The following is a 25,821-nucleotide window of genomic DNA, read 5'->3' on the forward strand; positions in this document are numbered from 1 at the left end:
CGCCGACCGCGAAGAGAAGCGAGTGACCCGCGGGGCGACACGGTCCGAAAAAAACGCAACAGGAGCTTGACCTCAACAACCCCAATCAGAGAAGCCTGCTAGAGCGAGATGCAGTCAAGTTGAACCGGCGTGGGCTCCATCTACTTTTGGCCGCATTTGTGCGCCGCCAAGTTATTCCACCTAGCGGGAAAACGCTCCAGGTCAAAACTCGATCGGCTGGCAGCCGCAAATGGCTGGTCAGAAATGGACGTTAGGACCGCGGCAGAAGATGCCATTCGGATATGCATTTCGGAACGGTGGGAACGGGGCCGACAACGAACTGTCAGCATTTATCGGCAGAATGGCTAATGGCCGGCCAGGCTCTCATCGCGACATCAGCGATGCGGTGGAGTTCGTCTGGCTGGGCTCCGCTCGCGGCCTCGACAGCGATCCCGCGCAGGATTGCAACCAGGTATCCTGAGAGGGCAGCTGTATCGGCGTCCTTGCCAACATCACCGTCCATCTGAGCACGTTCGAGACGTTTAGCTATCTGGTTTCTAAGTTGTCCGCGTCGAAGATTTGTCTCCTTGCGGGCCGACACGCTGTCGTCGCTCCCTATCAGGGCACCATGCACCATAAGGCAACCTGGCGGATTTCCCGTGTCGGAGTGGAACGCGCATGCGCCATATATCAGCCCCTCAGCAAGCGCGCGTGCAGTTGGCGCGTCCAAGGCATTCTGGATGAAATGCGACGTCTCGCGGTCATAGCGGTCGAGCACCTTCAGGAATAACTCTTCCTTGTTGCCGAACGCCGCGTAGAGGCTGGGGCGCGTGATGCCTAGCTCTTCTGTAAGGTCAGTCAGCGACGTGCCCTCGTAGCCCTTGCGCCAGAAAAGCCGCATCGCCTGCACGAGTGCTTTCTCGGTATCGAACTCTCTCGGCCTGCCCATAGTCACTCACTCTCTTTATTATACTGACTGGTATATTATCGCTTGACGCGTGAACCGATCCGCCTTTTATATACCAATCGGTAGACAATGGGGAAGTGAAGCGATGTCGAAGCTGTTGATCTTTTGTACTGCGCTGTTGCTGGCCACGCAGGCCGCCAGCGCCAACGTTAAACCGTTTCCGGCCAGCTTCGAGACGCGCGAGGTCAAGACGGACGGTGTGACGATCCACGTGCGCGTAGGCGGTTCCGGTCCTGCGGTACTAATGCTGCACGGGTACGGTGAGACGGGAGACATGTGGGAACCGCTCGCCGTTGAAATGGCAAAGGATCACATGGTCATCGTGCCGGATCTACGTGGCATGGGTCTGTCGTCCCACCCCGAGACTGGCTACGACAAGAAAACTCAGGCTGCCGACATGGAGGCAGTCCTGCGCAGCCTAAATATCCAAAGCATCGATCTCGTCACGCATGACATTGGCAATATGGTGGGTTTTGCCTTTGCTGCGCAGCATCGGGATCAGGTGTCTAAATTTGTGCTGATCGACGCCCCTGTTCCCGGCGTCGGCCCTTGGGAAGAAATACTCAAGAACCCGCTTCTCTGGCATTTCAGGTTCGGTGGACCGGATATGGAGCGGCTCGTGGCAGGTCGGGAGCGGATCTATCTCGACCGATTTTGGAACGAGTTTTCTGCCGATCCATCACATTTCGACGAAGCGTCCCGCGAGCACTATGCCGCTCTCTACGCTTTGCCGGGCGCGATGCACTCCGGCTTCGCGCAGTTCGCAGCCTTCGACCAGGACGCGCTCGATAACAAGGCGTTCCTGGAAACGTCAGGAAAGCTGAAGATGCCCTTGCTGGCGGTCGGAGGAGAAAAGTCGTTCGGTACCCAAATGGCGACGGTGATGCGCTTCGCCGCAGACAACGTTACCGAGAGCGTCATTCCCGGTTCGGGACATTGGATCATGGAGGAGAATCCGGCCGCCACGGTGAAAGTAGTCACTGATTTCCTCAGATAAACGCGATCGGTTTGCTATCCGCTTTCAGGCATCGCGCAAACAGAGTCTGGTGGCCGGCTTGGGCGCAAAGCTGCCGTCCACTTCGCGGCAGACGTAAGTCGTCTTCGGGTAAACTCAGTCGCTCAGAGTAATTGGGTTTTGACTCAGGCGGCCTTCTTCTTCGCCAGTCTCGCCCTGATCGAGGCGACGTCGGCACGCGGCGTCGCGGCGAACAGCGTCCTGGTGTAGCTGTGCTTGGGGTCGGCAAAGACCTCGTCGCGCGAGCCGTATTCGACCGCTTCGCCGAAATACATCACCATCACATCGTCGGCGATGTAGCGCACGACGGACAGGTCATGGCTGATGAAGACATAGGTCAGCTGGAACTCGTCCTGCAGGTCGGCGAGCAGGTTGAGCACCTGCGCCTGCACCGACAGGTCGAGCGCGGAGACCGGCTCGTCCAGCACCAGCAGGCTTGGGTTGAGCATCAGCGCGCGGGCAATGGCGATGCGCTGGCGCTGGCCGCCCGAGAACATATGCGGATAGCGGTTGTAGTGCTCCTGGCCGAGGCCGACCTTCTTCAGCATCTTCATCGCCAGGTCGCGCCGTTCGGCCGCCGACTTGTCGGTGTTGATCAGCAACGGCTCGCCCAGCACGTCGCCGATCTTCTGGCGCGGATTGAGCGACCCATAGGGATTCTGGAAGACAATCTGCACCTTGCGGCGCATCTCCTTCGTCAACCCATTCCTGGCGATGTCGACCTTGTTGCCGTCGATGAACAGCTCGCCCGCAGTCGCCGGATCGATCAACGTGATGATGCGGGCGAGCGTTGACTTGCCGCAGCCGCTTTCGCCGACGATGGCCAGCGTCTTGCCCTTGTCCACCTTGAAGGATACGCCCTTGACCGCATGCACGGTGCGCGGTCCGGTGAACAGGCCGCCGCCAATGTGATAGTCGCGGACGATGTTCTTGCCTTCGAGAACCGTGGTGCTCATGAGGCGGCTCCCGCGGCAGAGGGGGCCGGCTCGAACATCATGTCGGACACGGTCGGCAGCCGGTCGCCGACGGCGTTTTCCGGCAGCGCCGACAACAGCGCACGCGTGTAGTTGCTCTTCGGCGATTCAAACAGCGACAGCACGTCGGCCTCTTCCATCTTGCGGCCCTTGTACTGGACGATGACGCGGTCGGCGGTCTCGGCCACCACGCCCATATTGTGGGTGATCATGATCAGGCCCATGCCGTATTTGGCCTGCAGCGAAACCAGGAGATCGAGGATCTGCTTCTGGATGGTGACGTCGAGCGCCGTGGTCGGCTCGTCGGCGATGAGCAGTTTCGGATTGCAGGCAATGGCGATGGCGATCATGACGCGCTGGCACTGGCCGCCGGACATCTGGTGCGGAAACGAGCTCAGCCTTTCTTCCGGGTCGGCGATGCCGACCAGCTTCATCAATTCGATGGCCCGCGCACGGCGCTGGGCGCGATCCATGCCCATGTGGAAGCGCAGCACCTCTTCGATCTGGAAGCCGACGGTGAAGCACGGGTTGAGGCTGGCGATCGGCTCCTGGAAGATCATCGAGATGTCCTTGCCGACGATCTTGCGGCGTTCGGACGGGCTGAGCTCCAGGAGATCGACGCCGTCGAAGGCCATGCGGTCTGCCTTGACCGTTGCCGTGTTGGGCAACAGGCCCATCACCGCCAGCATCGCCACCGACTTGCCGGAACCGGACTCGCCGACGATCGCCAGCACTTCGCGCGGCTCGATCGACAGGTCGATGCCTTGCACGGCCATGAACGGTCCGGCCGCGGTGTCGAAGGAAACGGTGAGGTTCTTGATCTCGAGCAGAGGCATGCTCACGACCTCTTCAGCTTGGGGTCGAGCGCGTCGCGCAGGCCGTCGCCGATCAAATTGATGGCGAAGACGGTGATCAGGATGGCGAGGCCGGGGAAGGTCACCACCCACCAGGCGCGCAGGATGAACTCGCGCGCTTCGGCCAGCATGGTGCCCCATTCCGGCGTCGGCGGCTGCGCGCCCATGCCGAGGAAGCCGAGGGCGGCCGCCTCGAGAATGGCGTTGGAGAAGGATAGCGTCGCCTGCACGATCAGCGGCGCGATGCAGTTGGGCAGGATGGTGACCAGCATCAGCCTCAGATGGCTGGCGCCGGCGACCTTGGCGGAGACGACGTATTCGCGGGTCTTCTCGGCCATCACGGCGGCACGGGTGAGCCGGGCGAAATGCGGCTGCAGCACGAAGGCGATGGCGATCATGGCGTTGACGAGGCCGGGGCCGAGCACAGCGACCAGCACCAGCGCCAGCAGCAGCGACGGGAAGGCCAGGATGATGTCCATGATGCGCATGATCAGCGTGTCGACCCAGCCGCGGCAGTAACCGGCGAGCAGACCCAGGATGACGCCGGAGATCAGTGCGGTGGTGACGACGACGAAACCGATGGCAAGCGAGAAGCGCGAGCCATAGATCAGCCGCGACAGCATATCGCGACCGACCGCGTCGGTGCCGAGCAGGAACTGCGCGTTGCCGCCCTCCTGCCAGGCTGGTGGTGTCAGGAAGAAGTCGCGGAACTGATCGTCCGGCGAATGCGGCGCCAGCAGCGGTGCGAAGATGGCGATCAGGATCAGCAGCGCAAAGACGAAGAGCCCGATCACCGCGCCCTTGTTGACGGAGAAGTAGTGCCAGAACTCGCCGAACATCTGCAGCCTCGCGTCCTGCTGCTTGACGACGGTCGCGGCTTCGATGGTGGCTGGGCCTTCGTTGCTCATGTCAGTTGGCCCGGATGCGTGGGTTGATGACGGCGTAGAGCACGTCGACGATCAGGTTCACCGACATGACGATCAATGCGATCAAAAGCAACCCGCCCTGCACGGTGAAATAGTCGCGCTTGGAAATGGCGTCGATCATCCATTTGCCGATGCCGGGCCAGGAGAAGATGCTCTCGGTCAGGATGGCGCCGGTCAAAAGCGTGCCGACCTGCAGGCCGATGGTGGTGACGACCGGGATCAGCGCATTGCGGAAGGCATGCAGGCCAACGACCCGGAACGGGGTCAGGCCCTTGGCGCGCGCGGTGCGCACATAGTCTTCGCCGAGCACCTCGAGCATGGCCGAACGCGTCTGCCTGGCGATGACAGCCAGCGGTATGGTGCCGAGCACGATGGTTGGAAGGATGAGGTGCGACAGCGCCGAACGGAAGGCACCCTTCTGTCCGGAGATCAGGGAATCGATGGTCATGAAGCCGGTCACCGGCTTGAAGAAGTAGAGAAGGTCGATGCGGCCGGAAACCGGCGTCCAGTGCAGCGTGCCGGAGAACACGATGATCAGCAGCAGACCCCACCAGAAAATCGGCATGGAATAGCCTGCCAGCGCCGTGCCCATGGTCAGCTGATCGAACCAGGAGCCACGGCGTATGGCGGCGAAGATACCGGCGGCGACACCCAGGAGGACGGCAAAGATCATGGCGCAGATGGCGAGCTCGACCGTTGCCGGAAAGCGCACCAGGAAGTCCTTGAGCACCGGCGTCTTGGTGGAAAACGAGGTGCCGAAATCGCCGCTGAGGATGTTGGTCAAGTAGGTCAAATATTGTTGCCAGATCGGCAGGTCGAAACCGAACTGGTGCATCAGCGCCGTGTGACGTTCGGGCGACAGGCCGCGTTCGCCCGCAAGCACCAGCACCGGATCACCGGGCAGGATGCGCACGAAGCCAAAGGCGAGGATGGTTATCCCGATGAAGGTCGGGATGATGAGGGCGAGCTTGCCGAGGATATAACGCAGCATGGCGGGCGATTGGGGGCGTCACCCTGCGGTGACGTCCCCGTTTCGCAACCTTATTCGGCGATATCGACGCCGTCGAAGCGATGGATACCGAGCGGATCCATCGCAAAGCCGGTGACGGTCTTCTGCATCGGCATGAACACCTTGGAGTGAGCGAGCGTCGCCCAGGGTGCCTGTTCCTTGAAGATGACCTGTGCCTGTTCATAGAGCTTGGTGCGCTCGGCCTGATCCGAAACGGTCTTGGCCTTGTTGATGAGCGCGTCGAAGTCCTTGTTGCACCATTCCGCGCGGTTGTTCGACCCGACGGAAGCGCAGCTCAGGAGCACGCCGAGAAAGTTGTCCGGATCGCCATTGTCGCCGGTCCAGCCGACGATGACGGCGCCGTCGTGATCGACCGCGGAAGCACGCTTGAGGTATTCACCCCAATCGTAGCTGACGATGTTGACGGTGACGCCGACCTTGGCGAAGTCCGCCTGGATCAGTTCGGCGGTGCGGCGCGCGTTCGGCATGTACGGACGCGATACCGGCATGGCCCAGACGTTCATCTTGAGGTCCTTGACGCCGGCCTCTTCAAGCAGCTTCTTGGACGCATCCGGATCGTACGGATCGTCCTTCACTTCCTTGTTGTAGGACCACATGGTCGGCGGGATCGGATTGATCGCCACCTGGCCGGCACCCTGGAAGACGGCGTCGATGATGGCCTTCTTGTTGATGGCCATGTTGAGCGCCTTGCGGACGCGCACGTCGTCGAACGGCTTCTGCTGCGTGTTGTACATCAGCGCGCCGACATTGAGGCCTTCCTGCTCGTCGACCTTCAGGCTCGCTTCAGCCTGCAGGCCGGCGATGTCGGCCGGTGCCGGGTATGACATGATGTTGCATTCGCCAGCCTTGAGCTTCTGCGCGCGCACCGCCGGATCGGTGGTGATGGCGAAGACCAGATCGTCGATCTTCTGCTTGCCGCCCCAATAGTCCGGGTTGGCCTTGTAGCGGATGGCCGCGTCGGTCTGGTAGTCGACGAAGATGAATGGGCCGGTGCCGATCGGCTTCTGGTTGAACAGTTCAGGTGTCTTGTCCGCCTGCAGCTTGTCGGCATATTCCTTGGAGACGACCGAGGCGAAGTCCATGCCCAGCGTCGGAATGAAGGTGATTGCCGGTTCCTTGAGGGTGAACTTCACCGTCAGGTCATCGACCTTCTCGACCTTGGTGATGTTGTCGCCGAACTGGTCATTGTAATACTGGTAGGCAATGCCTGGGATGTACTGGAACCACGGGCCGTTCTTGTCGACCTGACGTTCGAATGAGAACACCACGTCGTCGGCGTTGAAGTCGCGCGTCGGGGTGAAATAGTCGGTGGCGGCGAACTTGACGCCCTTGCGCAGCTTGAAGACATATTCCTTGCCATCGTCGGAGATCGTCCAGCTTTCAGCCAGGCCCGGCGAGGTCGTTGTTTTGCCGTGATCGAATTCGACAAGGCGGTTGAAGACGGTGCGCGACGACGCGTCGAACGTCTGGCCTGCGGTATACGGCGCCGGGTCGAAACCCTCCGGCGAAGCTTCCGCGCAATAGACCAGAGTTTTCGCGTTGGCCACGCCGCCCAGGACGCTTGCAGCCAGCAACGCGGCTGCAAAAGTCAGTTTCTTCTTCATTGAGCACTCCCTGATGTTCTTCCAAGCCCCTCTATCAGGCTCGCGAAGCGCGCATATAAGCACCGTTTTTCCGGCTTTGGAACACCCCGTTTGCTTACCCCGCGGGAAGCAGGAAAAAAATCCGCGATTTTGCAAAAAGGCAGAAAAAATTAGCAGTTTTTTCCATTCACAAGATTATTAACGACCGCATTTTTTTATTGATCGCCGATCTGTCGATATCGATGCCGCGCGCGCTTTCCGGGCGGCCGAGGGTGCAGCGGGACACCGGTTGGAAGTGTCGGAGGCGGGAAAGATTTTCGACAGCAAATCTTTCGCCGCCTTGCCGCAAGGGCAAGACTTGCACGGTCACCAATGGAGGCAATACATAGAAGACATAGCGGCAGCAGCGGAGGACGTCTCTGTCAACTCAGAGGCGAGCGCAACGCGGACCAACAAGAATTGTCGAGGGAGGAACGGGTGGCAAAAGCATCAAGGACGCCGGTGCCGGTGAAAGCGGGAGCCAAGGCGGCTCCCAAAGCCGCTGCTGCCACGGTCAAGCCGAAAGCGCCAGTTGCCAAAGCCGCTGCGGCCAAGCCGAAGGCGGCCACCGTGCCGGTAAAGGCAAGCGCAAAGCCGGCGGCCAAAGCCCCGGCCAAGGCTGCTGCCGGAAAGACGGCGTCCACGACAAAGCCTGCCGCCGTCAAGCCGGCGGCGAAGGCAGCAGCGACAAAGGCTCCACCGGCAGCGAAGCCTGCCGAGGCTGCCGCCAAACGATTGCCGAAAGCGCTGACGGCGCTGGCGGCGGGCCTGCCGGAAAAGCCGTGGCTCAAGAGCTATCCGAAAAACGTGCCGGCCGAAATCGGTCCCTTGCCCTATAGCTCGATCGGCGATTTCCTGGTTGGCGCCTGCAAGCAATTTTCCGCGCAGCCGGCCTTCACCTGCATGGACAAGTCCATCAGCTACACCGATGTCGAGCGGCTGTCGGCGGCCTTCGGCGCCTACCTGCAATCGAAAGGCCTTCAGAAAGGCGCGCGCGTCGCTCTGATGATGCCGAACGTGCTGCAATATCCGGTAGCGATGATGGCCGTCTTGCGCGCCGGTTATGTCGTGGTGAACATCAATCCGCTCTACACGCCGCGCGAGCTCGAACACCAGCTGAAGGACTCCGGTGCGCAAGCCATCGTCATCCTGGAGAACTTTGCCAACACCTTGGAGGCGGTGATCGCCAGGACGGCGGTCAAGAATGTGGTGGTCGCCGCGATGGGCGACATGCTCGGCGGCCTGAAAGGCACCATCGTCAATTTCGTCGTGCGCCGCGTGAAGAAGATGGTGCCGGCCTGGTCGCTGCCCGGCCATATCAAGTTCAACGCCGCCGTGAAGGCCGGTGCCGGCGCGACCTTCAAGCCGGCCAAGGTGTCAGCCGACGATGTCGCCTTCCTGCAATACACCGGCGGCACCACGGGCGTCTCGAAAGGCGCCACGCTGCTGCACCGCAACGTGCTCGCCAATGTCGTGCAGAACGCGCAGTGGATGGAGGACGCCTATACGTTCAAGCCGAAACCGGCGCACCCCAACTTCATCTGCGCGTTGCCGCTCTATCATATCTTCGCGCTGACGGTGAACGCGTTGATGGGCATGCAGCAGGGCGCTCGCAATGTGCTCATTCCCAACCCGCGCGACATTCCCGGCTTCGTCAAGGAACTGCAGAAATATCCAGTGCACATCTTTCCGGGCCTCAACACGCTGTTCAACGCGCTGCTCAACAATGAGGATTTCCGCAAGCTCGACTTCAAGCCGCTGGTGCTGACGCTGGGCGGCGGCATGGCGGTGCAGAAGGGCGTCGCCGAACGCTGGAAGACGCTGACCGGCTGCCCAGTCACCGAAGGCTACGGCCTCTCGGAAACCTCGCCGGTGGCCACCGCCAACAAATTCACCCCCGGCGATTTCACCGGCACGATCGGCCTGCCGCTGCCCTCGACGGAGATCGCCATCCGCGACGACGACGGCAACAACCTGCCGCTCGGCGAGGTCGGCGAAATCTGCATCCGGGGACCGCAAGTGATGGCGGGCTACTGGAACCGGCCGGATGAAACCGCCAGGGTGATGACCAAGGACGGCTACTTCAAATCCGGCGACATGGGCTTCATGGACGAGCGCGGCTACACCAAGATCGTCGACCGCAAGAAGGATATGATCCTGGTCTCGGGCTTCAACGTCTATCCGAACGAGCTCGAGGAAGTCGTGGCGATGCATCCTGGCGTGCTCGAAGTGGCGGCGATCGGCGTGCCGGACGAGCATTCGGGCGAGGTCCCGAAACTGTTCGTAGTCAAGAAGGATCCGGCGCTGACGGCTGAGACGCTGACCGCCTATTGCCGCGAGAACCTGACCGGCTACAAGCGGCCCAAATACATCGAATTCCGCACCGAGCTGCCGAAGACGCCGGTCGGCAAGATCCTGCGGCGAGCGCTGCGCGAATGACGGCAGCCGACGGCCCGCAGGCCGTACACGCACATTGTCGTCCTGATCCGACAGAATTCATCAGGGCGAACATGCGCCTCGCCCCGGCGCCGTCGCTCCCCGAGATCCGGCTATACACGCCGCATCCGGCCAGCGGCTTGAGGCGGCTTATCGATCCGCGCCAATACGCCGACGATGAGATGGACGATGATGGACCTGAGCCGCAGCCGCCTTACTGGGCCTATGTGTGGGCCGGCGGCGCGGTGCTTGCGCGCCACATCCTGGATCACCCGCAAACGGTGGCCGGTCGCCGCGTGCTCGACCTTGGCGCCGGTTCCGGCCTTGTCGGCATTGCCGCCGCCAAGGCTGGGGCGCGCGAAGTCATCGCCGCCGAGATCGACCGCAACGGCGTTGCCGCTCTCGCTCTCAACGCGGCGGCCAACGGCGTCGCCATCACCGTGATCGGAGACGATATCACCAGGGGTTCACCACTCGCGGTCGACCTCGTGCTTGCCGGCGATGTCTTCTATGGACAGGACGTCGCCGAGCGCGTCATGCCTTTTCTCGAACGCTGCCTGAAAGCCGGCATCGAGGTCCTGGTCGGCGACCCCGGCCGCGCCTATCTGCCACGATCACGGCTGCGCTTGCTCGCCGAATACAAGGTGCCGGATTTCGGCCAGGCGAAAGACAGCGCGCTGGAGCCGAGCGGTGTCTTTCGTTTCGAAGGCTGACGAGGCGCCCGCATCTACCGACGAGATCAGATCGTCTCCTTGACCCGTGCCGAGAGGAAGTCGGGCAGATCGGCGACCGAATCAAGAACAACGTCGGCGATGCCGGCCAGCGATTCGCGGTTGCCGGTGCCGGAGAGCACGCCAACCGCCAGCCCACAGCCGCCGGCCCGCGCCATTTCGAGGTCGTGGCGGTTGTCTCCGACCATGGCAATCTCCGCCGGTCTAAGGCCGGTGAGGTCGCTGAAGGCCAGGATCGTGTCGGGCGCAGGCTTCGGATTGGCCACCGCGTCGTAGCCATAGGCAGCGTCGAACAGCTGGGCCACGCCAAGCGTGACCAGCGTCTTTTCCGCGCCGCTGGTGGAATCGTTGGTGGCGACGCCAAGCCGGTAGGACTTCCTGTGCAACGCTGTCAGCGTGTCGACGATGCCGGGCAGCGCCACCGCCATCGCCGAGCCCTGCATCGAGGTGATCTCGTTGAAGCGGGCAACCGCAAGCATCTGATCCTCTTCGGACAGGCGCGGGAACCACAATTCGACGACGTCGAGATTGGTGCCGGACGCGAAGATGGAATCCGGCTTGAAACGCTTGTTGGCGAAATCGAAGCCGGCAGCCGCCAGCAACCTGTCGGCTTTCCAGCGGTCGCCTTCGGACGCATCCATGGCCATGAAATCGGCAATGCTGAGCCAGGTCGCGTTGAAGTCGACAAGTGTCCCGTCCTTGTCGAACAATATTCCCTTGATGTCTGCCAAGCTTTTCACTCCGAGCCACGCAAATGGTGGATGAATCCCACAAGACCAGCGGTCGATGAATCCCGGTTGGCGGCACTTTCCTTGCCCTCCACGACAGGCAAAAGGCCGGTGGCCAGTTCCTTGCCGAGCTCGACGCCCCATTGGTCGAAGGAGTTGATGTTGAAAAGCGTGCCCTCGACGAAGACGCGGTGCTCGTAGAGCGCGATCAGCCGGCCGAAGGTGCGCGGGTCGAGTTTGCGGTAGAGGATGGTCACCGAGGGCCGGTTGCCGGAGAAGACGCGGTGTGGGGCTATTTTGTCGACCTCGGCCGGCTTCATGCCCTTGGCCAGCATCTGGGCGCGCGCCTCCTCCAGCGTGCGGCCCTTCATCAGCGCTTCCGACTGCGCCAGGCAGTTGGCGAGCAGCAGATCATGCTGGTGCTTGAGATCGGGCTCGTGGCCGACGGCCGCGGCGAGGAACTCGACCGGAATGAAATCGGTGCCCTGGTGCAGCAGCTGGAAGAAGGCATGCTGGCCGTTGGTGCCGGGCTCGCCCCAGACCAGCGGTCCGGTCGGCGTCGCCGCAGCCGTGCCTTCGAGGGTGACGCTCTTGCCGTTCGATTCCATGTCGAGTTGCTGCAGATAGGCAGGCAGCCTGGACAGGCGCTGGTCATAAGGGATGACGGCGCGCGCTGGATACCCGCAGATCACGCGATGCCACCAGCCGACCAGCCCCAGCAGCGCCGGCAGATTCTCCTTTACGGGCGCGGTGCGGAAATGCTCGTCCATCTCGTGCGCACCATCGAGGAAAGCACGAAAATTCCTCGGGCCGATGGCGATCATCACCGGCAAGCCGATCGCGCCCCAGACCGAATAGCGCCCGCCTACCCAGTCCCAGAAACCGAAGACGCGATCCCGCTCAATGCCGAACTTCGCCACCAGGTCGAGCGCGGTCGAGACAGCGGCGAAATGCTTGCCGACCGCTTCCTTGCCGAGCGCCTTCTGCACCCAGTCACGCGCCGTCTGCGCATTGGTCATCGTCTCGACGGTGGTGAAGGTCTTGGAGGCGATGATGAAAAGCGTGGTTTCGGCGGACAGCCCCTTCAGCGTGTCGTGGATATGGGCGCCGTCGATGTTGGAGACGTAATGCGCGCGCGGCCCGTCATGATAGGGCGCCAGCGCCAGTGTCGCCATGGCCGGGCCGAGATCGGAACCGCCGATGCCGATGTTGACGATGTCGGTGATCTTTTTGCCGGTGGCGCCAGCCGCCTTGCCGGAACGCACGGCATCTGCAAAGGCACCCATGGCATCGAGCACGGCAATAACGTCCGCCTTGACGTCCTGGCCATCGACGGTGACGCCCTTGCCGGTCAGGTTGCGCAGTGCCGTGTGCAGCACGGCGCGGTCCTCGGTGACATTGATCTTCTTGCCGGCGAACATGGCGGCGCGGCGGCCTTCGAGATCCGCCGCCTCGGCGAGCTTTTCCAGCAGATCCATGGTGGTCGTGTCGACCGCGCATTTCGACCAGTCGAGCAGAAGGTCACCGTCGGTGGCGGAGAATGTCACGAATCGCTTGGGATCGGCGGCGAAGGCCTGGCGCATGCTGGCGGGCGCCGCGGCGCGATGATCGCGCAACGCGGCGAGCTGATTTTGAAAGGACGATTGATCCACTGCCGAACTCCGAAACCTCGAGCCATCATTACGGACCGGATGTTTCCGGCGCGTGTCGTCGCGACAATCTATTGAGCCGAATTCCACTCGTTTCAATGCGCAGCGATGACGCATGGAGTCACGCAGCTATGCCGCAGCGCAGCATCAAAATGGCGTGAAGGATCACTGGCATAAATCCCAACGATCAGAAAAATTGATTGGCGCAACCCCTTGTGCCACGGTTACGTTCGGCTGGTCCAGCCAAGCGAAAAAGGCTGGCCATCGAGGAACATCTTCCATGCCACAGCGTAACGACACGGCCATATGGTCCGGCCTGTTCCGGATTTCGGCGGAATCGGGCCAGACCCTGCAGGCGCAGATCCGCCAAGCCATCGTGGCCGCCATTCTCGACCGCCAGATCGCCGCTTCGATGCCGCTTCCTTCCTGCCGGATCCTGGCCGAGAAACTCGGCGTTGCGCGCGGAACCGTCGTGCTGGCCTTCCAGCAGCTTGTCGACCAGGGTTTCCTGGTGGCACGCGAGCGGCGTGGCCATTTCGTCAATCCCGATGTGCTGGCGACGCCGGCCAAGCCGCACCAGAAGGCACCCGACCAGGCCAATGAGATCGACTGGAAGGCACGCCGCAAGATCGCCGCCAGCGACATGCCGCCGCCGGCCAAGCACGAGAACTGGATCAAGTCGTCCTACCCCTTCGTCTACGGCCAGTTCGATCCGGCGCTGTTCCCGACCGCCGAGTGGCGCGAGTGCAACCGCATGGCACTTGCCGTGCTCGAGATCCGCAACTGGGCGTCCGACATGGTTGACCGCGACGATCCGTTGCTGATCGAGCAGATCCAGGCGCGGCTGTTGCCGCGGCGCGGGATTTTCGCCAATCCCGACGAGATCATCGTCACGCTGGGTGCCCAGAATGCGCTCTATATGCTGGCGACGCTGCTGATGGCCAAGGGCTCGAAGGTGGCGATGGAGGACCCCGGCTACCCCGACGCCCGCTCGATCTTCCGCCTTGCCGGCGCCGAGATACAGCCGGTGCCGGTCGACCAGTCCGGCATCGTAACCGCTTCTATTCCCAACGATTCCGGTTTCGTCTTCGTCACGCCCAGCCACCATTGCCCGACCATGGTGCCGTTGTCGGCGGAACGGCGGCAGGATCTTCTAGCGCGGGCCAACCGCTACAACCAGATCATCATCGAGGACGGTTATGACAGCCAGCTTCTCGACGAAGCACCGCAGCAGGCGTTGAAGAGCCTCGATCGTTCCGGCCGCGTCGTCTATGTCGGCTCGATGTCGAAGACGCTGGCTCCGGGCCTGCGGCTCGGCTACATCGTCGCTTCCGCTGGCCTAATCTCCGAACTCAGGGCGTTGCGCCGCTTCATGCTGCGTCATCCGCCGGCCAACAACCAGCGCGCCGTCGCGCTGTTCCTGTCGCTCGGCCATCACGAGGCGCTGGTGCGGCGGCTGTCGTCGGCCTTCGACGAGCGGCGCAAGCGGCTGGTCCATGCGATTTCCGCTTTCCTGCCGGAATGGCGCTCGACCGATTCGGCCGGCGGCACGTCGCTGTGGCTCGAAGGGCCGCGCGGCACCGATGCGCGCGGCCTGGCCGAGGCAGCAGCCTCGCGCAGCGTCATCATAGAACCGGGCGACCGTTTCTTCGATCGCACTGAAAAACCTTCGCGTTTCATGCGGCTGGGCATCTCGTCGATCGCGCTGCAGCACATCGAGCCAGGCATCCGCGAACTGGCTACCGCAGCCGGACGCAGGCCCGCGGCTGCCTGATCCATCGCCTTCCCCTTGGACGAGCCGCGCGAGCGTGGCTCCGTCCTTTAGCCCTCTGGCATATGCAACCGGACCGGCTGGCCCCTAGGCTGTGCCAATGCCGGCGGCATAGTCGGGGGCATAAGGGGAAGAAGCAGCCGATGGTGGACCAACCGCCGCGCTCTGCTTCTCAGAAAGGCGGAGTGTCTCCATGTCGGCTCTTGAAAAGCAGGAAGCGGCGGCGGATCAGCGTTCGCGCCGCTCCGGCGGGCGCGAAGCGCGCCGCGCCATGCGGGCAGCCCCATTGGCCGACGACATCAAGCCGGTGCGTGCCGGCCTCGAAGGCGGCAGCTATGGACCGCTGACCCGGAACGACCAGGAACGCATCCACGAAGCGGTGCTGACGCTCCTGGAAACGGTTGGCTTTGCCAATGCCATTCCCTCCTGCATCGAAGCCTTGACCGAGGCCGGCGCCAGCTATGGCGACGATGGCCGCATCTGCTTCCCCCGGGCGCTCGTGCTCGACACGATCAAGAAAGCGGCGCGGCATTTCACCCTGCACGGCCAGGATCCCAAGCACGACATGCTGATCAAGGGCAAGCGCGTGCACTACGGCACGGCGGGTGCCGCCGTGCATCTGGTCGATGTCGAAAAGCGCGAATACCGCGAGTCGCTGCTGCAAGACATCTATGACGCTGCCCGCCTCGTCGAAGGGCTCGACAACATCCATTTCTTCCAGCGGCCGATGGTGCCGCGCGACATTCCCGATCCGCTCGAAATGGACTTCAACACGCTCTATGCCTGCGTGATGGGCACGTCCAAGCATGTCGGCACCTCGTTCACCGTGCGCGAGAACGTGCAGCCGGCGCTCGAAATGCTCTATGCGATCGCCGGCGGCGAGGAGAATTTCCGCGCCCGGCCGTTCGTGTCGAATTCCAACTGCTTCGTCGTGCCGCCGATGAAGTTCGCCGAGGACGCCTGCGGCGTGCTCGAGGCCTGCGTCGAGGGCGGCATCCCGATCCTCCTGCTTTCGGCCGGCCAGGCAGGCGCCACGGCGCCGGCGGCGATTGCCGGTGCCGTGGTGCAGGCAGTGGCCGAAGTGCTGGCCGGTCTGGTCTATGTCAACGCCATCAAGCCGGGCCATCCGGCGATCTTCGGCACCTGGCCTTTCGTTTCGGATCTGCGCACCGGCGCCATGTCTGGCGGTTCGGCCGAGCAGGCAGTGCTGACCGCGGCCTGCGCGCAGATGGCGCAATTCTACGATCTGCCGGGCGGCTCTGCCGCGGGCATGACGGATTCGAAACTGCCCGACATCCAGTCCGGCTACGAAAAGGGCATCACCGATGTGATGGCCGGCCTCGCCGGGCTCAATCTTGTCTATGAGTCGGCCGGCATGCATGCCTCGCTGCTCGGCTTCTGCCTGGAAAGCCTGATCATCGACAACGACATGCTCGGCCACTGCCTGCGCTGCGTGCGCGGCATCGAGGTGACGGACGAGGCGCTGTCGATCGACACCATCGCCGATGTCTGCCTGAAGGGTCCGGGACACTATCTCGGCAATGAACAGACGCTGCGGCTGATGCAGACGGAGTATTTTTATCCCGCCGTCGGCGACCGCTTTTCGCCCAAGGAATGGAACGAAAAGGGCCGACCCGACATCTTGCAGCGGGCAATCATCGAGAAGAAACGCGTGCTTGCCGAGCGCTTTCCGCGCCATGTGCCGAAGCTGATCGACGACAGACTGCGCGCCCGCTTTGGCGAGATGATCAAGCTGACTCGCGGCAGCATGGGCGGATAAGGAACGCTCGCCGGAACAGTTATTCGGCGCTCAGCCCGTAGCGCTCCACGACCTCGGCATTGATCAGTTTGGCGTGCAACGCCATCAGCACGATTTGCGCATCGAAACTGTCGCCGGCCTGCACCGCGGCCTCGATCCGGCGCTCTACGTCCTGACGCTGCTGCAAGCCATGGGAGCTTTCGAAGGTTTCGGGTCCGGCGATGCAATAGCTGAACAGCCGCGCCACCTCTGCATAGGCTGGGGTGGGCGACTCGTCGGACCAGTGATCCTTCATCAGATTGACGATGGTGAGTTTCACCCCCTCCGGCACGAGGGCGGGGTGAAGGTCGGCGCCACGCAATGCAGCGTCGAGCTGTCTCAAGTCGCCCGAGCGGCCGAACATTCCAAGGAAGCCGAGGGAAGAGCGCCGTCCCGCCATGATGTTCCGATCCGTTCGACCCAATTGGTGCGTGTCGCCCAAAAGTGGCACCGGTTTCGAGGCCGCGACATGCAAAAAGTCCTACCTGCGCGCCGACTCGAACAGCTCCACCAGATTACCGGAAGGATCCTGCAACAGGATCTGGCTGCCGCCCATGCCCTTGACGATATCGTTCCTGAAACTTTGACCCGCATGCCTCAGGGCGGCAACGAGAGCTTCCAGGTCCTTGACCTCGATCTGGATGCGGTTCCAGCCGCCGGGCTCAGGCCGACTCCCGTCGGGCATCGGTTGCGATCCGCCGCCCGGTCCCCCCACCGCGTTGAGCAGGAGCCGCAGATTGCCCTTCGCCAGCATGGCAAAGGACGGCGCCGGATGCAGCGCGACGGCGAAGCCGAGATGTCCGCTGTAGAAAGCTATGGCCTCGTCGACGTCATTCACGATGTAGCGGACACTTACAGTTTCCATTGTCTCCTCCCGTACTGTCCCACGCCACTACCAACTTACCGCCAACAGCAAGACACCGGCCAGGGCGGACGCGCCAAGCGTCGGCAGCATGCCGATTTTCAGTTTCAGGATGGCGATCATGGCGACCACGGAAAGCAGCGCTGCGCGCCAGTCGATCGACGAAAGCACCGGCACGTTCATGCCGAGGCCTAGGTTGCGGACCTGATGGAAAATGACGTGCAAGGCAAACCACAGGGCCAGATTCATGATCACCCCGACAACGGCGGCGGTGATCGCGCCCAGCGCGGCCGACAATGCCTTGTTGCCGCGCAGGGCCTCGATATAGGGCGCGCCGAGGAATATCCAGAAGAAGCAGGGCGTGAAGGTCACCCACAGAGTGAGCAACGCCCCCAGCGATCCGGCAAGCAACGGGTCCAGCGACCCGGCGTGGCGGAACGCGGCGATGAAGCCGACGAACTGCAACACCAGGATGAGCGGACCTGGCGTCGTTTCGGCAAGCCCAAGACCATCGACCATTTCACCAGGCGCCAGCCAGCCGAAGGACTGGACGGCTGCCTGTGCGACATAGGCGAGGACAGCATAGGCGCCACCGAAAGTGACGACCGCCATGATACTGAAGAACCGGCCTATCTCGGTCCAGACGCTTGCGGAGCCGGTGAACCACCAGATCGCAAGAACAGGCCCGAGCCAGAGCGGCAGCCAGATGGCGACGGTGCGCGGCGCGTGCCACTTGGTCGGTTTGACGTGGGCGAGCTCGCCACGTTCGAACATCAGGTCGACCGCTCCCTTGAAGTCTGCAACATCGTCCTTGCCACGTGCGGAGCCGGAAAACAGGGCCGGAGCAACGCGGTCTCCCATCCATCCGGTCAGGCCGGCGAGCAGGACGATGAGTGGGAACGGCACATTCAACGCATAGATGGCGATGAAAGCCGCGACCGCGATCGATACCATGACGCGGTTCTTCAGGGCGCGCCGTCCGATCCGGATTACCGCCTCGATGACAATGGCAAGCACCGCCGCCTTCACCCCGAAAAACAGCGCCGCGACGAGCGGCATGTCGCCATAGAGCACGTAGAGGCTGCTCAAGGCGAGCATGACGAGCGCGCCCGGTACGACGAACAGGATGCCTGCGACAAGGCCGCCGATCGTCCTGTGCAGCAGCCAGCCGATATAGATGGCGAGTTGCTGGGCTTCCGGGCCAGGCAGCAGCATGCAGTAGTTTAGCGCATGCAGGAAACGCTGCTCGCCGATCCAGCGCCGATCCTCGACCAGTTCCTTGTGCATCAAGGCGATCTGCCCGGCCGGCCCGCCGAAACTGAGCAGTCCGATCTTCGCCCAGACTTTCGTGGCTTCGGTGAAGGTCGGTGCAGCCGGCGCCTCGACGCTCGTCACCTTATCTGCCGGGACGAGAGCGCTCATATCGGTTTGCTCGCGGCCGGCCAGTTGTGCGTTTCTTCCGTGGCGTCGCGACACCAGCGGAAGAACGCGTCGTAGAGCAGCATGCCCGCTTCCAGTTGTTCCAGATCGTCGCGAAACATACGCGACAGGCCGAGCGAGGCAGCCAGAAAGCCGGCCGCCTGGGGCACCAGGTCGAGGCTTGCGGTGTCGGCCGCGCGCACGATTGCGGCGAGGCGATCGAGCGCCTCGGATTCCAACCCGAACTCCTCGATCATCGTGTCGAAGGTGCAGCGTTCGCCGCGATGGCTCCAGAACACATTGTCGATGTCGAAAGGCACGGCCTGAAAGCGGTCGGCCACGTCAGGCACTTCGGCCGTCTCGACAAACAGGAAGATCGCGTGAGGATCGATGAAACGCCTGATCAGCCAGGGGCAAGCGATGCGGTCGACCTTCGGGCGTGCTCGCGTCACCCAGACGGTGGCGCCCTTTTCATTGCGTGGCGGCACCTTGGCGGTGCGGACCAAAAGTGCCCCGGCATCGCGCCAGGCCTCAAACCCGCCTTCAAGGGATTCGGCGGCAATCCCCTCATGGCGCAGCCATGCGGCTACCCCTTGCGAGAGTTTTCGCCCTTTCTGGCAAACGACCGCCACCGGCTTGCCGGCGAATGCGACGGCCCAGGTCGAAACGGTTTTGAAATCGCGCCGGCACGAGGCCGGCAACAGGCGCGGATCGGCGTCGAAATCGTCATCGATGCGAACATCGATGACCACCGGCGCACCCGGCAGGCCGATCAGACGGGATAGTTGCGATACAGTGATAGCGGTTGTTGACGGCATGGCGTCCACCTCCTGGAAGAGAAGCTTGGACGCGAACGTTGGGCTGACGCCTCACGGGGTCGTCGCGATGCACCCCTTGTGTTGATGGTGGATTTGTTGGGCGCGCTTGTCAAGGATGGTGACCGTTCTCGACCTCCCGGCCGGGGAAGCAACACGCTGAACGGAAAAACGGCCGGCGGCCTGATTGATCAAGCCGCCAGCCGCCGATCCAGAATCAGTGATTGTCCCTGGGGACACCGCTGGTGTGCGCGACATCCTGGTATTTCACCGCCGGCTTCAGAACCATTCCCTCCGAGAACTGCGCGACCATGCCGCGCTGTATCTCCTGCCAGGGCGTCTGGTGCTTGGGATATTGATAGCCGCCATTGTTCTGCAGCTCGGCACGGCGCCGGGTGATCTCGTCGTCGGTGACGAGGATATCGGCCGTGCCCTTGCGCAGGTCGATGCGGACACGGTCGCCGGTCTTGAGCAGTGCTAGTCCACCGCCGATCGCGGCTTCCGGTGAGGCGTTGAGGATCGACGGCGAACCCGACGTGCCCGACTGGCGGCCGTCGCCTATGCAGGCGAGCGCATGGATGCCTTTCTTGATGAGGTAGGCCGGCGGCTGCATGTTGACGACCTCGGCACCGCCGGGATAGCCGATCGGACCGGCGCCGCGCATGAACAGGATGGTGTGTTCGTCGATGCCTTGCGCCGGATCGTCGATGCGGGCGTGGTAATCCTCCGGCCCATCGAAAACCATGGCGTTGCCTTCGAAAGCCTCTGGATCCTTGGGATTGGACAAATAGCGCTCGCGGAATTCCGGCGATATGCCGCTGGTCTTCATGATCGCAGAATCGAACAGATTGCCCCTGAGGTTGATGAAGCCGGCATTGGCCTTCAGCGGCTTGGCGACAGAGCGGATGACGTCGGGGTTTTCGTTGGTGACGCCCTCGCTATTCTCACCGATCGACTTGCCGTTGACGGTGCGTGCGCCGGGATGCGGCAACAGCCCGCCCTTCATCAGTTCGGCAACGACCGCCGGCACGCCGCCGGCACGATGGTAGTCCTCGCCGAGATATTCGCCCGTCGGCTGCAAATTGACCAGCAACGGCACATTGAGGCCGACCGTCTGCCAGTCGTCATTGTCAAGCTTGACTCCAAGGTGGCGGGCGATGGCATTGAGATGGATAGGCGCATTGGTCGAGCCGCCAATGGCCGAATTGACGACGATGGCATTCTCGAAAGCCTCTCTCGTCATGATGTCGGACGGCTTCAAATCCTCATGCACCATCTCGACGATGCGTTTTCCCGTCTCATAGGAAATCTGGCCGCGCTCGCGGTAGGGCGCGGGAATGGCGGCAGAACCCGGCAACTGCATGCCGAGCGCCTCGGCCAGCGAGTTCATCGTGGTGGCGGTGCCCATGGTGTTGCAATAGCCGGTGGACGGCGCCGATGAGGCGACGATGTCCATGAATTCGTCATAGCCGATCTCGCCGGCCGAAAGCCGCTGGCGCGATTCCCAGACGATGGTGCCGGAGCCGGTGCGCTTGCCCTTGTGCCAGCCATTGAGCATCGGGCCGACCGACAGGGCGATCGCCGGGATGTTGACGGTGGCCGCAGCCATCAGCAGGGCCGGCGTGGTCTTGTCGCAACCGATGGTCAGCACGACGCCGTCGAGCGGATAGCCGTAGAGCACCTCGACCAGGCTGAGATAGGCAAGGTTGCGGTCGAGTGCTGCGGTCGGGCGCTTGCCGGTCTCCTGGATCGGATGGCAGGGGAACTCGAAAGGGATGCCGCCCATCGAGACGATGCCTTCGCGGACGCGCTTGGCCAGTTCGATATGATGGCGGTTGCAAGGCGACAGATCGGAGCCGGTCTGGGCGATGCCAATCAGCGGCTTGCCGGACATCAGTTCGGCGCGCGTCAGGCCGTAATTGAGGTAGCGCTCGAGATAGAGCGCCGTCATGCCCGGATTGTCGGGATTGTCGAACCACTCTTGCGAGCGAAATTTTTTCTTAGTGGTGGGGGCGCCGGCCATGGTGGTCTCCGTATTTGTATGACAAATCGATATGACAACGCGCGAGTGCAAGCAAGAGGGCGCGCGGTCGCATCCGGACTTTGGTGCGATAGACATGCACCCAGCCGTGCGTTAGGGCTTCAGGTAGTCTTGTCCGGGAGGTTTTCATGGCTTTGGTGATCGAAGGCGAGGAACGCATTGCCGCACCGCTGCAAAAAGTGTGGGAAGCGCTGAACGATCCCGAGGTCTTGAAGGCGACCATTCCCGGCTGCCAGAGCCTGGAGATGAAGTCGCCGACCGAAATGGCGGCGACCGTGGTGGTGAAGATCGGGCCGATCAAGGCGACGTTCAACGGCGAGGTGACGCTGAAGAACCTGAAGCCGCCGCATTCCTACACCATCCAGGGTGAAGGCAAGGGGGGCATTGCCGGCTTCGCCAAGGGCGGCGCCGACGTGACGCTGACCGAAGATGGACCGGATACCACGGTGTTGAAATATGCCGCCAAGGCCGACGTCGGCGGCAAGATAGCCCAGCTTGGCAGCCGGCTGATCGAATCGACCTCGAAGAAACTGGCCGGACAGTTTTTTTCCAATTTCGGTGAGAAGGTCGGCGGTTAAGCCCTCCCCCTTGAGGGGAGGGATATCCGCGCTACTCGAAGACGATACTCGGCACCGCGGCGGCAGCCGCACCACGCTCTTCATTGACCCGGTCCCAGACCTTCGAAGCGATGTCGCGGTAGATTTTTGCTTCGGGGCCGTCGGGCTTCGAGACGACAACCGGCGTGCCGGCGTCCGAACTTTCGCGAATGCCCATCTCGAGCGGCACCTCACCGAGGAAGGTGACGCCGAGACGCTCGGCCTCGCGGCGGGCGCCGCCATGGCCAAAGATGTCGTAGCGCTTGCCGGTGTCCGGAGCGATGAAATAACTCATGTTCTCGACGATGCCGAGCAACGGCACGTCGACCTTCTTGAACATGTTGAGGCCTTTTCGCGCGTCGATCAGGGCCAGATCCTGCGGCGTCGAGACGATGACGGCACCCGCCAGCGGCACCTGCTGGGCCATGGTCAGCTGCGCGTCGCCGGTGCCGGGCGGCATGTCGACGACGAGCACGTCGAGCCGGCCCCACTCGACCTCGCGCAGCATCTGCGTCAGCGCCGACATCACCATCGGGCCGCGCCAGATCATCGGCGTTTCCTCATCGACGAGGAAGCCCATCGACATTACCTTCAGGCCGAAATTCTCCATCGGCTTCAAGATCTTGCCGTCGACGGTCTGCGGCCTGCCATGAATGTTGAGCAGCCGTGGCATCGATGGGCCGTAGATGTCGGCATCGAGCACGCCGACGCGCAGGCCGTTGGCGGCGAGGCCAAGCGCAATGTTGACGGCGGTGGTCGACTTGCCGACGCCGCCCTTGCCGGAGGCGACCGCGATGATCGCCTCGATGCCGGGTACGCCACGCTTGCCCGAACTGTGTGAAGCGGGAGCATGGGGAGCGGCACGTGGCGCGGCCGCGGGCGGAGCGGGCCTGGGAGCGGGACGCGCCGGAACCGGCGCTTCCATGCCGCCGCCCTTCTTTTCGGCCGTCAGCGCGACGACGGCGCCGGCGACGCCGGGGATCGCCTTGACGACGCGTTCGGCGGCGGCACGCAGCGGTTCCATTTCCTGGGCACGGGCGGCTGGAACGGTAATCGAGAAGAAGACCTTCCCGTCGGCGATGAAAATCTCCGAAACCATGCCGAGGTCGACAATGTTGCCGGTGAAATCCGGCCCGTTGACCGTCTTCAGACGCTCGGTGACGATTTCCTTGGTGACGGACATGGCAGTTTTTCCTTGCGCAGCTTGCGCCTGAGATAATGCAGTTTCCGGACAGAACCAAGCCGTGGAGCAATAGCTGCCTTGGCGTGCCCGGGAAAACGATGGGGCCTGTCGGATTTCATCGGCATCAAACGTCTTCCAGACGATCGAGTGCCGGTGCGGCCAGCAATCAGGCCAGCCGACACTCGTCAAACGATCGAGGAGACCTATTCAACGACCAGCACGGGACCGGCAATCAGAGAAGGAGGCGACCATGCTCGCAAACAGCAACGCAACGGCCAATCTGGCGGTAAAGGACCTGGCAAGGGCCAAGGCCTTCTATGAGGGAACACTTGGCCTGAAACAGGTGCACGATGAGGGCGGCGAACTGATCGTGTACAAAAGCGGCGATACCACCCTCAACATCTATCGTTCCCAATTTGCCGGAACCAACAAGGCAACGGCGGTGACCTGGATGGTTGGCGACGAGATCGGCACATCGTCAAGGCGCTGAAGTCGAAGGGCGTCGCCTTCGAGCACTATGAGATGCCCGGCCTGACGCTGGAGGGCGACGTCCACGTCGGTTACGACATGAAGGTCGCCTGGTTCAAGGATCCCGACGGCAACATCCTGAACCTTGTGGACAGGTAGATTTCTTCACCTCACCTCGCCAGGCCAATCGCGAGGTAGGTAAGCGCCGAAATCACGGCGGTGGCCGGCAAGGTGACAATCCAGGCAATGACGATGTTGCTCGCAATGCCCCAGCGCACGGCCGAGACGCGGCGGGCGGCGCCGACGCCGATGATTGCGCCGGTGATGGTGTGCGTGGTCGAAACGGGAACGCCGAGCCAGGTGGCTGCAAACAGGGTGATGGCCCCGCCGGTCTCGGCGCAAAAACCCTGCATCGGGTTCAGCCGGGTGATTTTCGAGCCCATGGTGTGGACGATGCGCCAGCCGCCGAACAAGGTGCCGAGCGCCAGCGCCGACTGACAGGTGAGGACGACCCAGAGCGGCACATAGAAAGTTGCGCCGAGCATGCCTTGCGAATAGAGCAGCACGGCGATGATGCCCATCGTCTTCTGGGCGTCATTGCCGCCGTGCCCAAGCGAATAGAGCGAGGCGGAAAAGAACTGCATGACGCGGAAGGTGCTGTCGACCGCAAACGGCGTCTGGCGCACGAAGAGCCAGGAAACGGCAAGGATCAGGACGAGCGCCAGGACAAAACCGGTCGCCGGCGACACGACGATCGCCGCAACCGTCTTGCCGAGCCCTGTCCAGACGATGGCGCCCATGCCTCCCTTGGCCACACCGGCGCCGACCAGGCCGCCGATCAACGCATGCGAGCTGCTCGACGGGATGCCGGCGATCCAGGTCACGATGTTCCAGACGATGGCGCCGACAAGGGCTGCAAAGATCACCGCCGGGGTGACGATGCTGACGTCGACGATGCCCTTGCCCACTGTCTCGGCGACGTGGAGACCGAAGAACATGAAGGCGATGAAATTGAAGAAAGCCGCCCATAGCACCGCATATTGCGGCCTCAGCACGCGAGTGGAGACTATAGTGGCGATGGAGTTGGCTGCGTCGTGCAGGCCGTTGAGAAAATCGAAGAACAGCGCGACGGCGACGAGGCCGACCAGCACGGGAAAGGCAATGGTGGCTTCCATCACCTAAACATTCTCAATGACGATGCCGCTGATCTCGTTGGCGACGTCCTCGAAGCGGTCGACCACTTTTTCCAGTTGGCCGTAGATCTCGCTGCCGATGATGTAGGCCATCGGTTCGCTGCGGCCGTGCTTCCTGAAGAGATCCTTCAGTCCTTGCTCGTGCAGATCGTCGGCCCGGCTTTCGACGCGCATCACCTCTTCGGCGATGGCGTTGAGGCGCACCGTATGGGTGCCGACCTTGGCGAGCAGCGGGATCGCCTCGGCGACCAGCTTGGCGGCGGCGACGATGACGCCGCCCATTTCCTGCATCAGCGGGTCGAATTCCTTCTTTTCGAACAGCTTCACCGTCTTGACGGTCTTATGCATCATGTCGATGGCATCGTCCATCGACTGGATCAAATCCTTGATGTCGCCGCGATCGAAAGGCGTGATGAAGGAGCGGCGCACCGCCAGCAGGACTTCCGCGGTAATATGGTCGGCCTCGTCTTCGAGATCGATGATTTTCTGGCACCAGCGATCGATGTCCTTGCCCTGGAGAAGCTGCTCCAGTGCCTCGGCGCCACCGACCACGGCGCGGGAATGTCGTTCGAACAACTCGAAGAAGCGATCTTCGCGCGGCAGAAGCTTGCGGAACCAGCCCAGCATGGTCGACCTCCCAGTTTCATCCACATAGCGCCGCATTCAGCCGTGGGGAACAGGTAGCCGGCTTAAAGATGTGGATGCAGGCCAATTGCGCATGGCGCTTGCGGTAAAGCGCGATTTCCCCGACCCTGCGCCGAACG

22 protein-coding genes and 1 pseudogene are annotated in these 25,821 nt (G+C 62.6%); 7 read left to right on the forward strand and 16 right to left on the reverse strand.

The window, feature by feature from the left end; translation table 11 throughout:
• Positions 1-322: 322 nt before the first annotated feature.
• Positions 323-928, reverse strand: coding sequence for a TetR/AcrR family transcriptional regulator (locus tag ASD12_RS16455; protein WP_056588068.1), 606 nt, complete (start codon positions 926-928; stop codon positions 323-325).
• Between the two features lie 103 nt (positions 929-1,031).
• Between ASD12_RS16455 and ASD12_RS16460 the strand changes: the two genes are divergently transcribed.
• Positions 1,032-1,943 (forward strand): alpha/beta hydrolase, encoded by a 912-nt coding sequence (locus ASD12_RS16460; protein WP_056588071.1) that lies wholly within the window; start codon positions 1,032-1,034, stop codon positions 1,941-1,943.
• A gap of 143 nt (positions 1,944-2,086) precedes the next feature.
• Here the strand turns inward: ASD12_RS16460 and ASD12_RS16465 are convergent, their stop codons facing one another.
• The 5 genes from ASD12_RS16465 to ASD12_RS16485 form a co-directional block, all read right to left on the reverse strand.
• Complete coding sequence (locus tag ASD12_RS16465; protein ID WP_056588074.1) at positions 2,087-2,917, reverse strand: dipeptide ABC transporter ATP-binding protein; 831 nt, start codon at positions 2,915-2,917, stop codon at positions 2,087-2,089.
• Positions 2,914-3,771 carry an ABC transporter ATP-binding protein gene (locus tag ASD12_RS16470; protein WP_056588077.1) on the reverse strand — a complete coding sequence of 286 codons (858 nt, stop codon included), beginning with the start codon at positions 3,769-3,771 and terminating at the stop codon, positions 2,914-2,916. The genes ASD12_RS16465 and ASD12_RS16470 overlap by 4 nt, the downstream gene beginning before the upstream one ends.
• A gap of 2 nt (positions 3,772-3,773) precedes the next feature.
• Positions 3,774-4,628 (reverse strand): ABC transporter permease subunit, encoded by an 855-nt coding sequence (locus ASD12_RS16475; RefSeq protein ID WP_244482870.1) that lies wholly within the window; start codon positions 4,626-4,628, stop codon positions 3,774-3,776.
• 70 nt (positions 4,629-4,698) lie between these two features.
• Positions 4,699-5,706, reverse strand: coding sequence for an ABC transporter permease subunit (locus ASD12_RS16480; RefSeq protein ID WP_056588083.1), 1,008 nt, complete (start codon positions 5,704-5,706; stop codon positions 4,699-4,701).
• Positions 5,707-5,756: 50 nt separating this feature from the next.
• Positions 5,757-7,349, reverse strand: a complete 1,593-nt coding sequence (locus tag ASD12_RS16485; protein WP_056588086.1) for an ABC transporter substrate-binding protein — start codon at positions 7,347-7,349, stop codon at positions 5,757-5,759.
• A gap of 456 nt (positions 7,350-7,805) precedes the next feature.
• Here ASD12_RS16485 and ASD12_RS16490 point away from each other — a divergent pair, with 456 nt between their 5' ends.
• On the forward strand, positions 7,806-9,806 hold the full coding sequence (locus ASD12_RS16490) for a long-chain fatty acid--CoA ligase (RefSeq protein ID WP_056588089.1): 2,001 nt from the start codon (positions 7,806-7,808) through the stop codon (positions 9,804-9,806).
• Entirely contained in the window at positions 9,803-10,516 is a 714-nt protein-coding gene (locus ASD12_RS16495) for a methyltransferase (protein WP_056588092.1), read from the forward strand. Before ASD12_RS16490 ends, ASD12_RS16495 begins: the two co-directional genes overlap by 4 nt.
• A gap of 26 nt (positions 10,517-10,542) precedes the next feature.
• Here the strand turns inward: ASD12_RS16495 and ASD12_RS16500 are convergent, their stop codons facing one another.
• Both ASD12_RS16500 and pgi read right to left on the reverse strand, forming a co-directional pair.
• A complete protein-coding gene (locus ASD12_RS16500) occupies positions 10,543-11,265 on the reverse strand; it encodes an HAD family hydrolase (RefSeq protein ID WP_056588096.1) in 723 nt (240 codons plus the stop codon).
• A 5-nt stretch (positions 11,266-11,270) separates the two neighbouring features.
• Positions 11,271-12,914 carry a glucose-6-phosphate isomerase gene (gene pgi, locus ASD12_RS16505; protein ID WP_056588098.1) on the reverse strand — a complete coding sequence of 548 codons (1,644 nt, stop codon included), beginning with the start codon at positions 12,912-12,914 and terminating at the stop codon, positions 11,271-11,273.
• 277 nt (positions 12,915-13,191) lie between these two features.
• On the opposite strand from pgi, the gene ASD12_RS16510 reads away from it, so the two are divergent.
• Positions 13,192-14,685: a PLP-dependent aminotransferase family protein gene (locus ASD12_RS16510; protein WP_056588101.1), complete on the forward strand. Its 1,494-nt coding sequence runs from the start codon at positions 13,192-13,194 to the stop codon at positions 14,683-14,685.
• Positions 14,686-14,875: 190 nt separating this feature from the next.
• Positions 14,876-16,462 (forward strand): trimethylamine methyltransferase family protein, encoded by a 1,587-nt coding sequence (locus tag ASD12_RS16515; RefSeq protein ID WP_056588104.1) that lies wholly within the window; start codon positions 14,876-14,878, stop codon positions 16,460-16,462.
• 19 nt (positions 16,463-16,481) lie between these two features.
• On the opposite strand, the gene ASD12_RS16520 is transcribed toward ASD12_RS16515, so the two are convergent.
• The 5 genes from ASD12_RS16520 to ASD12_RS16540 form a co-directional block, all read right to left on the reverse strand.
• A complete protein-coding gene (locus ASD12_RS16520; RefSeq protein WP_082525479.1) occupies positions 16,482-16,880 on the reverse strand; it encodes a hypothetical protein in 399 nt (132 codons plus the stop codon).
• 81 nt (positions 16,881-16,961) lie between these two features.
• Positions 16,962-17,345, reverse strand: coding sequence for a VOC family protein (locus ASD12_RS16525; protein WP_056588109.1), 384 nt, complete (start codon positions 17,343-17,345; stop codon positions 16,962-16,964).
• Positions 17,346-17,372: 27 nt separating this feature from the next.
• A complete protein-coding gene (gene chrA, locus ASD12_RS16530; protein ID WP_056588113.1) occupies positions 17,373-18,764 on the reverse strand; it encodes a chromate transporter in 1,392 nt (463 codons plus the stop codon).
• Entirely contained in the window at positions 18,761-19,579 is an 819-nt protein-coding gene (locus ASD12_RS16535; protein ID WP_056588116.1) for a chromate resistance protein ChrB domain-containing protein, read from the reverse strand. The genes chrA and ASD12_RS16535 overlap by 4 nt, the downstream gene beginning before the upstream one ends.
• 214 nt (positions 19,580-19,793) lie before the next feature.
• Positions 19,794-21,599, reverse strand: coding sequence for an IlvD/Edd family dehydratase (locus tag ASD12_RS16540; protein ID WP_056588119.1), 1,806 nt, complete (start codon positions 21,597-21,599; stop codon positions 19,794-19,796).
• 146 nt (positions 21,600-21,745) lie between these two features.
• Between ASD12_RS16540 and ASD12_RS16545 the strand changes: the two genes are divergently transcribed.
• On the forward strand, positions 21,746-22,195 hold the full coding sequence (locus tag ASD12_RS16545; protein ID WP_056588123.1) for a carbon monoxide dehydrogenase subunit G: 450 nt from the start codon (positions 21,746-21,748) through the stop codon (positions 22,193-22,195).
• Positions 22,196-22,226: 31 nt separating this feature from the next.
• Here the strand turns inward: ASD12_RS16545 and ASD12_RS16550 are convergent, their stop codons facing one another.
• Positions 22,227-23,396 (reverse strand): Mrp/NBP35 family ATP-binding protein, encoded by a 1,170-nt coding sequence (locus tag ASD12_RS16550; RefSeq protein WP_056588126.1) that lies wholly within the window; start codon positions 23,394-23,396, stop codon positions 22,227-22,229.
• A 250-nt stretch (positions 23,397-23,646) separates the two neighbouring features.
• Here ASD12_RS16550 and ASD12_RS16555 point away from each other — a divergent pair.
• Positions 23,647-24,023: pseudogene (locus ASD12_RS16555) on the forward strand (VOC family protein).
• 11 nt (positions 24,024-24,034) lie between these two features.
• On the opposite strand, the gene ASD12_RS16560 reads toward ASD12_RS16555, so the two are convergent.
• The gene (locus ASD12_RS16560) at positions 24,035-25,039 is read right to left on the reverse strand and encodes an inorganic phosphate transporter (RefSeq protein WP_056588127.1); all 1,005 of its coding nucleotides are present in this window, start codon (positions 25,037-25,039) and stop codon (positions 24,035-24,037) included.
• Between the two features lie 3 nt (positions 25,040-25,042).
• Positions 25,043-25,684 (reverse strand): DUF47 domain-containing protein, encoded by a 642-nt coding sequence (locus ASD12_RS16565; protein ID WP_056588132.1) that lies wholly within the window; start codon positions 25,682-25,684, stop codon positions 25,043-25,045.
• Positions 25,685-25,821 lie beyond the last annotated feature (137 nt).

It is taken from the genome of Mesorhizobium sp. Root102 (assembly GCF_001425625.1).
Classification (GTDB): Bacteria; Pseudomonadota; Alphaproteobacteria; order Rhizobiales; family Rhizobiaceae; genus Mesorhizobium.

Bases quoted from the DNA above. Each gene is read 5' to 3' on its own strand.
- ASD12_RS16455 (WP_056588068.1), bottom strand. From the start codon at position 928: ATGGGCAGGCCGAGAGAGTTCGATACCGAGAAAGCACTCGTGCAGGCG.
- ASD12_RS16460 (WP_056588071.1), top strand. From the start codon at position 1,032: ATGTCGAAGCTGTTGATCTTTTGTACTGCGCTGTTGCTGGCCACGCAG.
- ASD12_RS16465 (WP_056588074.1), bottom strand. From the start codon at position 2,917: ATGAGCACCACGGTTCTCGAAGGCAAGAACATCGTCCGCGACTATCAC.
- ASD12_RS16470 (WP_056588077.1), bottom strand. From the start codon at position 3,771: ATGCCTCTGCTCGAGATCAAGAACCTCACCGTTTCCTTCGACACCGCG.
- ASD12_RS16475 (WP_244482870.1), bottom strand. From the start codon at position 4,628: ATGTTCGGCGAGTTCTGGCACTACTTCTCCGTCAACAAGGGCGCGGTG.
- ASD12_RS16480 (WP_056588083.1), bottom strand. From the start codon at position 5,706: ATGCTGCGTTATATCCTCGGCAAGCTCGCCCTCATCATCCCGACCTTC.
- ASD12_RS16485 (WP_056588086.1), bottom strand. From the start codon at position 7,349: ATGAAGAAGAAACTGACTTTTGCAGCCGCGTTGCTGGCTGCAAGCGTC.
- ASD12_RS16495 (WP_056588092.1), top strand. From the start codon at position 9,803: ATGACGGCAGCCGACGGCCCGCAGGCCGTACACGCACATTGTCGTCCT.
- ASD12_RS16510 (WP_056588101.1), top strand. From the start codon at position 13,192: ATGCCACAGCGTAACGACACGGCCATATGGTCCGGCCTGTTCCGGATT.
- ASD12_RS16515 (WP_056588104.1), top strand. From the start codon at position 14,876: ATGTCGGCTCTTGAAAAGCAGGAAGCGGCGGCGGATCAGCGTTCGCGC.
- ASD12_RS16520 (WP_082525479.1), bottom strand. From the start codon at position 16,880: ATGGCGGGACGGCGCTCTTCCCTCGGCTTCCTTGGAATGTTCGGCCGC.
- ASD12_RS16525 (WP_056588109.1), bottom strand. From the start codon at position 17,345: ATGGAAACTGTAAGTGTCCGCTACATCGTGAATGACGTCGACGAGGCC.
- chrA (WP_056588113.1), bottom strand. From the start codon at position 18,764: ATGAGCGCTCTCGTCCCGGCAGATAAGGTGACGAGCGTCGAGGCGCCG.
- ASD12_RS16535 (WP_056588116.1), bottom strand. From the start codon at position 19,579: ATGCCGTCAACAACCGCTATCACTGTATCGCAACTATCCCGTCTGATC.
- ASD12_RS16540 (WP_056588119.1), bottom strand. From the start codon at position 21,599: ATGGCCGGCGCCCCCACCACTAAGAAAAAATTTCGCTCGCAAGAGTGG.
- ASD12_RS16545 (WP_056588123.1), top strand. From the start codon at position 21,746: ATGGCTTTGGTGATCGAAGGCGAGGAACGCATTGCCGCACCGCTGCAA.
- ASD12_RS16550 (WP_056588126.1), bottom strand. From the start codon at position 23,396: ATGTCCGTCACCAAGGAAATCGTCACCGAGCGTCTGAAGACGGTCAAC.
- ASD12_RS16560 (WP_056588127.1), bottom strand. From the start codon at position 25,039: ATGGAAGCCACCATTGCCTTTCCCGTGCTGGTCGGCCTCGTCGCCGTC.
- ASD12_RS16565 (WP_056588132.1), bottom strand. From the start codon at position 25,684: ATGCTGGGCTGGTTCCGCAAGCTTCTGCCGCGCGAAGATCGCTTCTTC.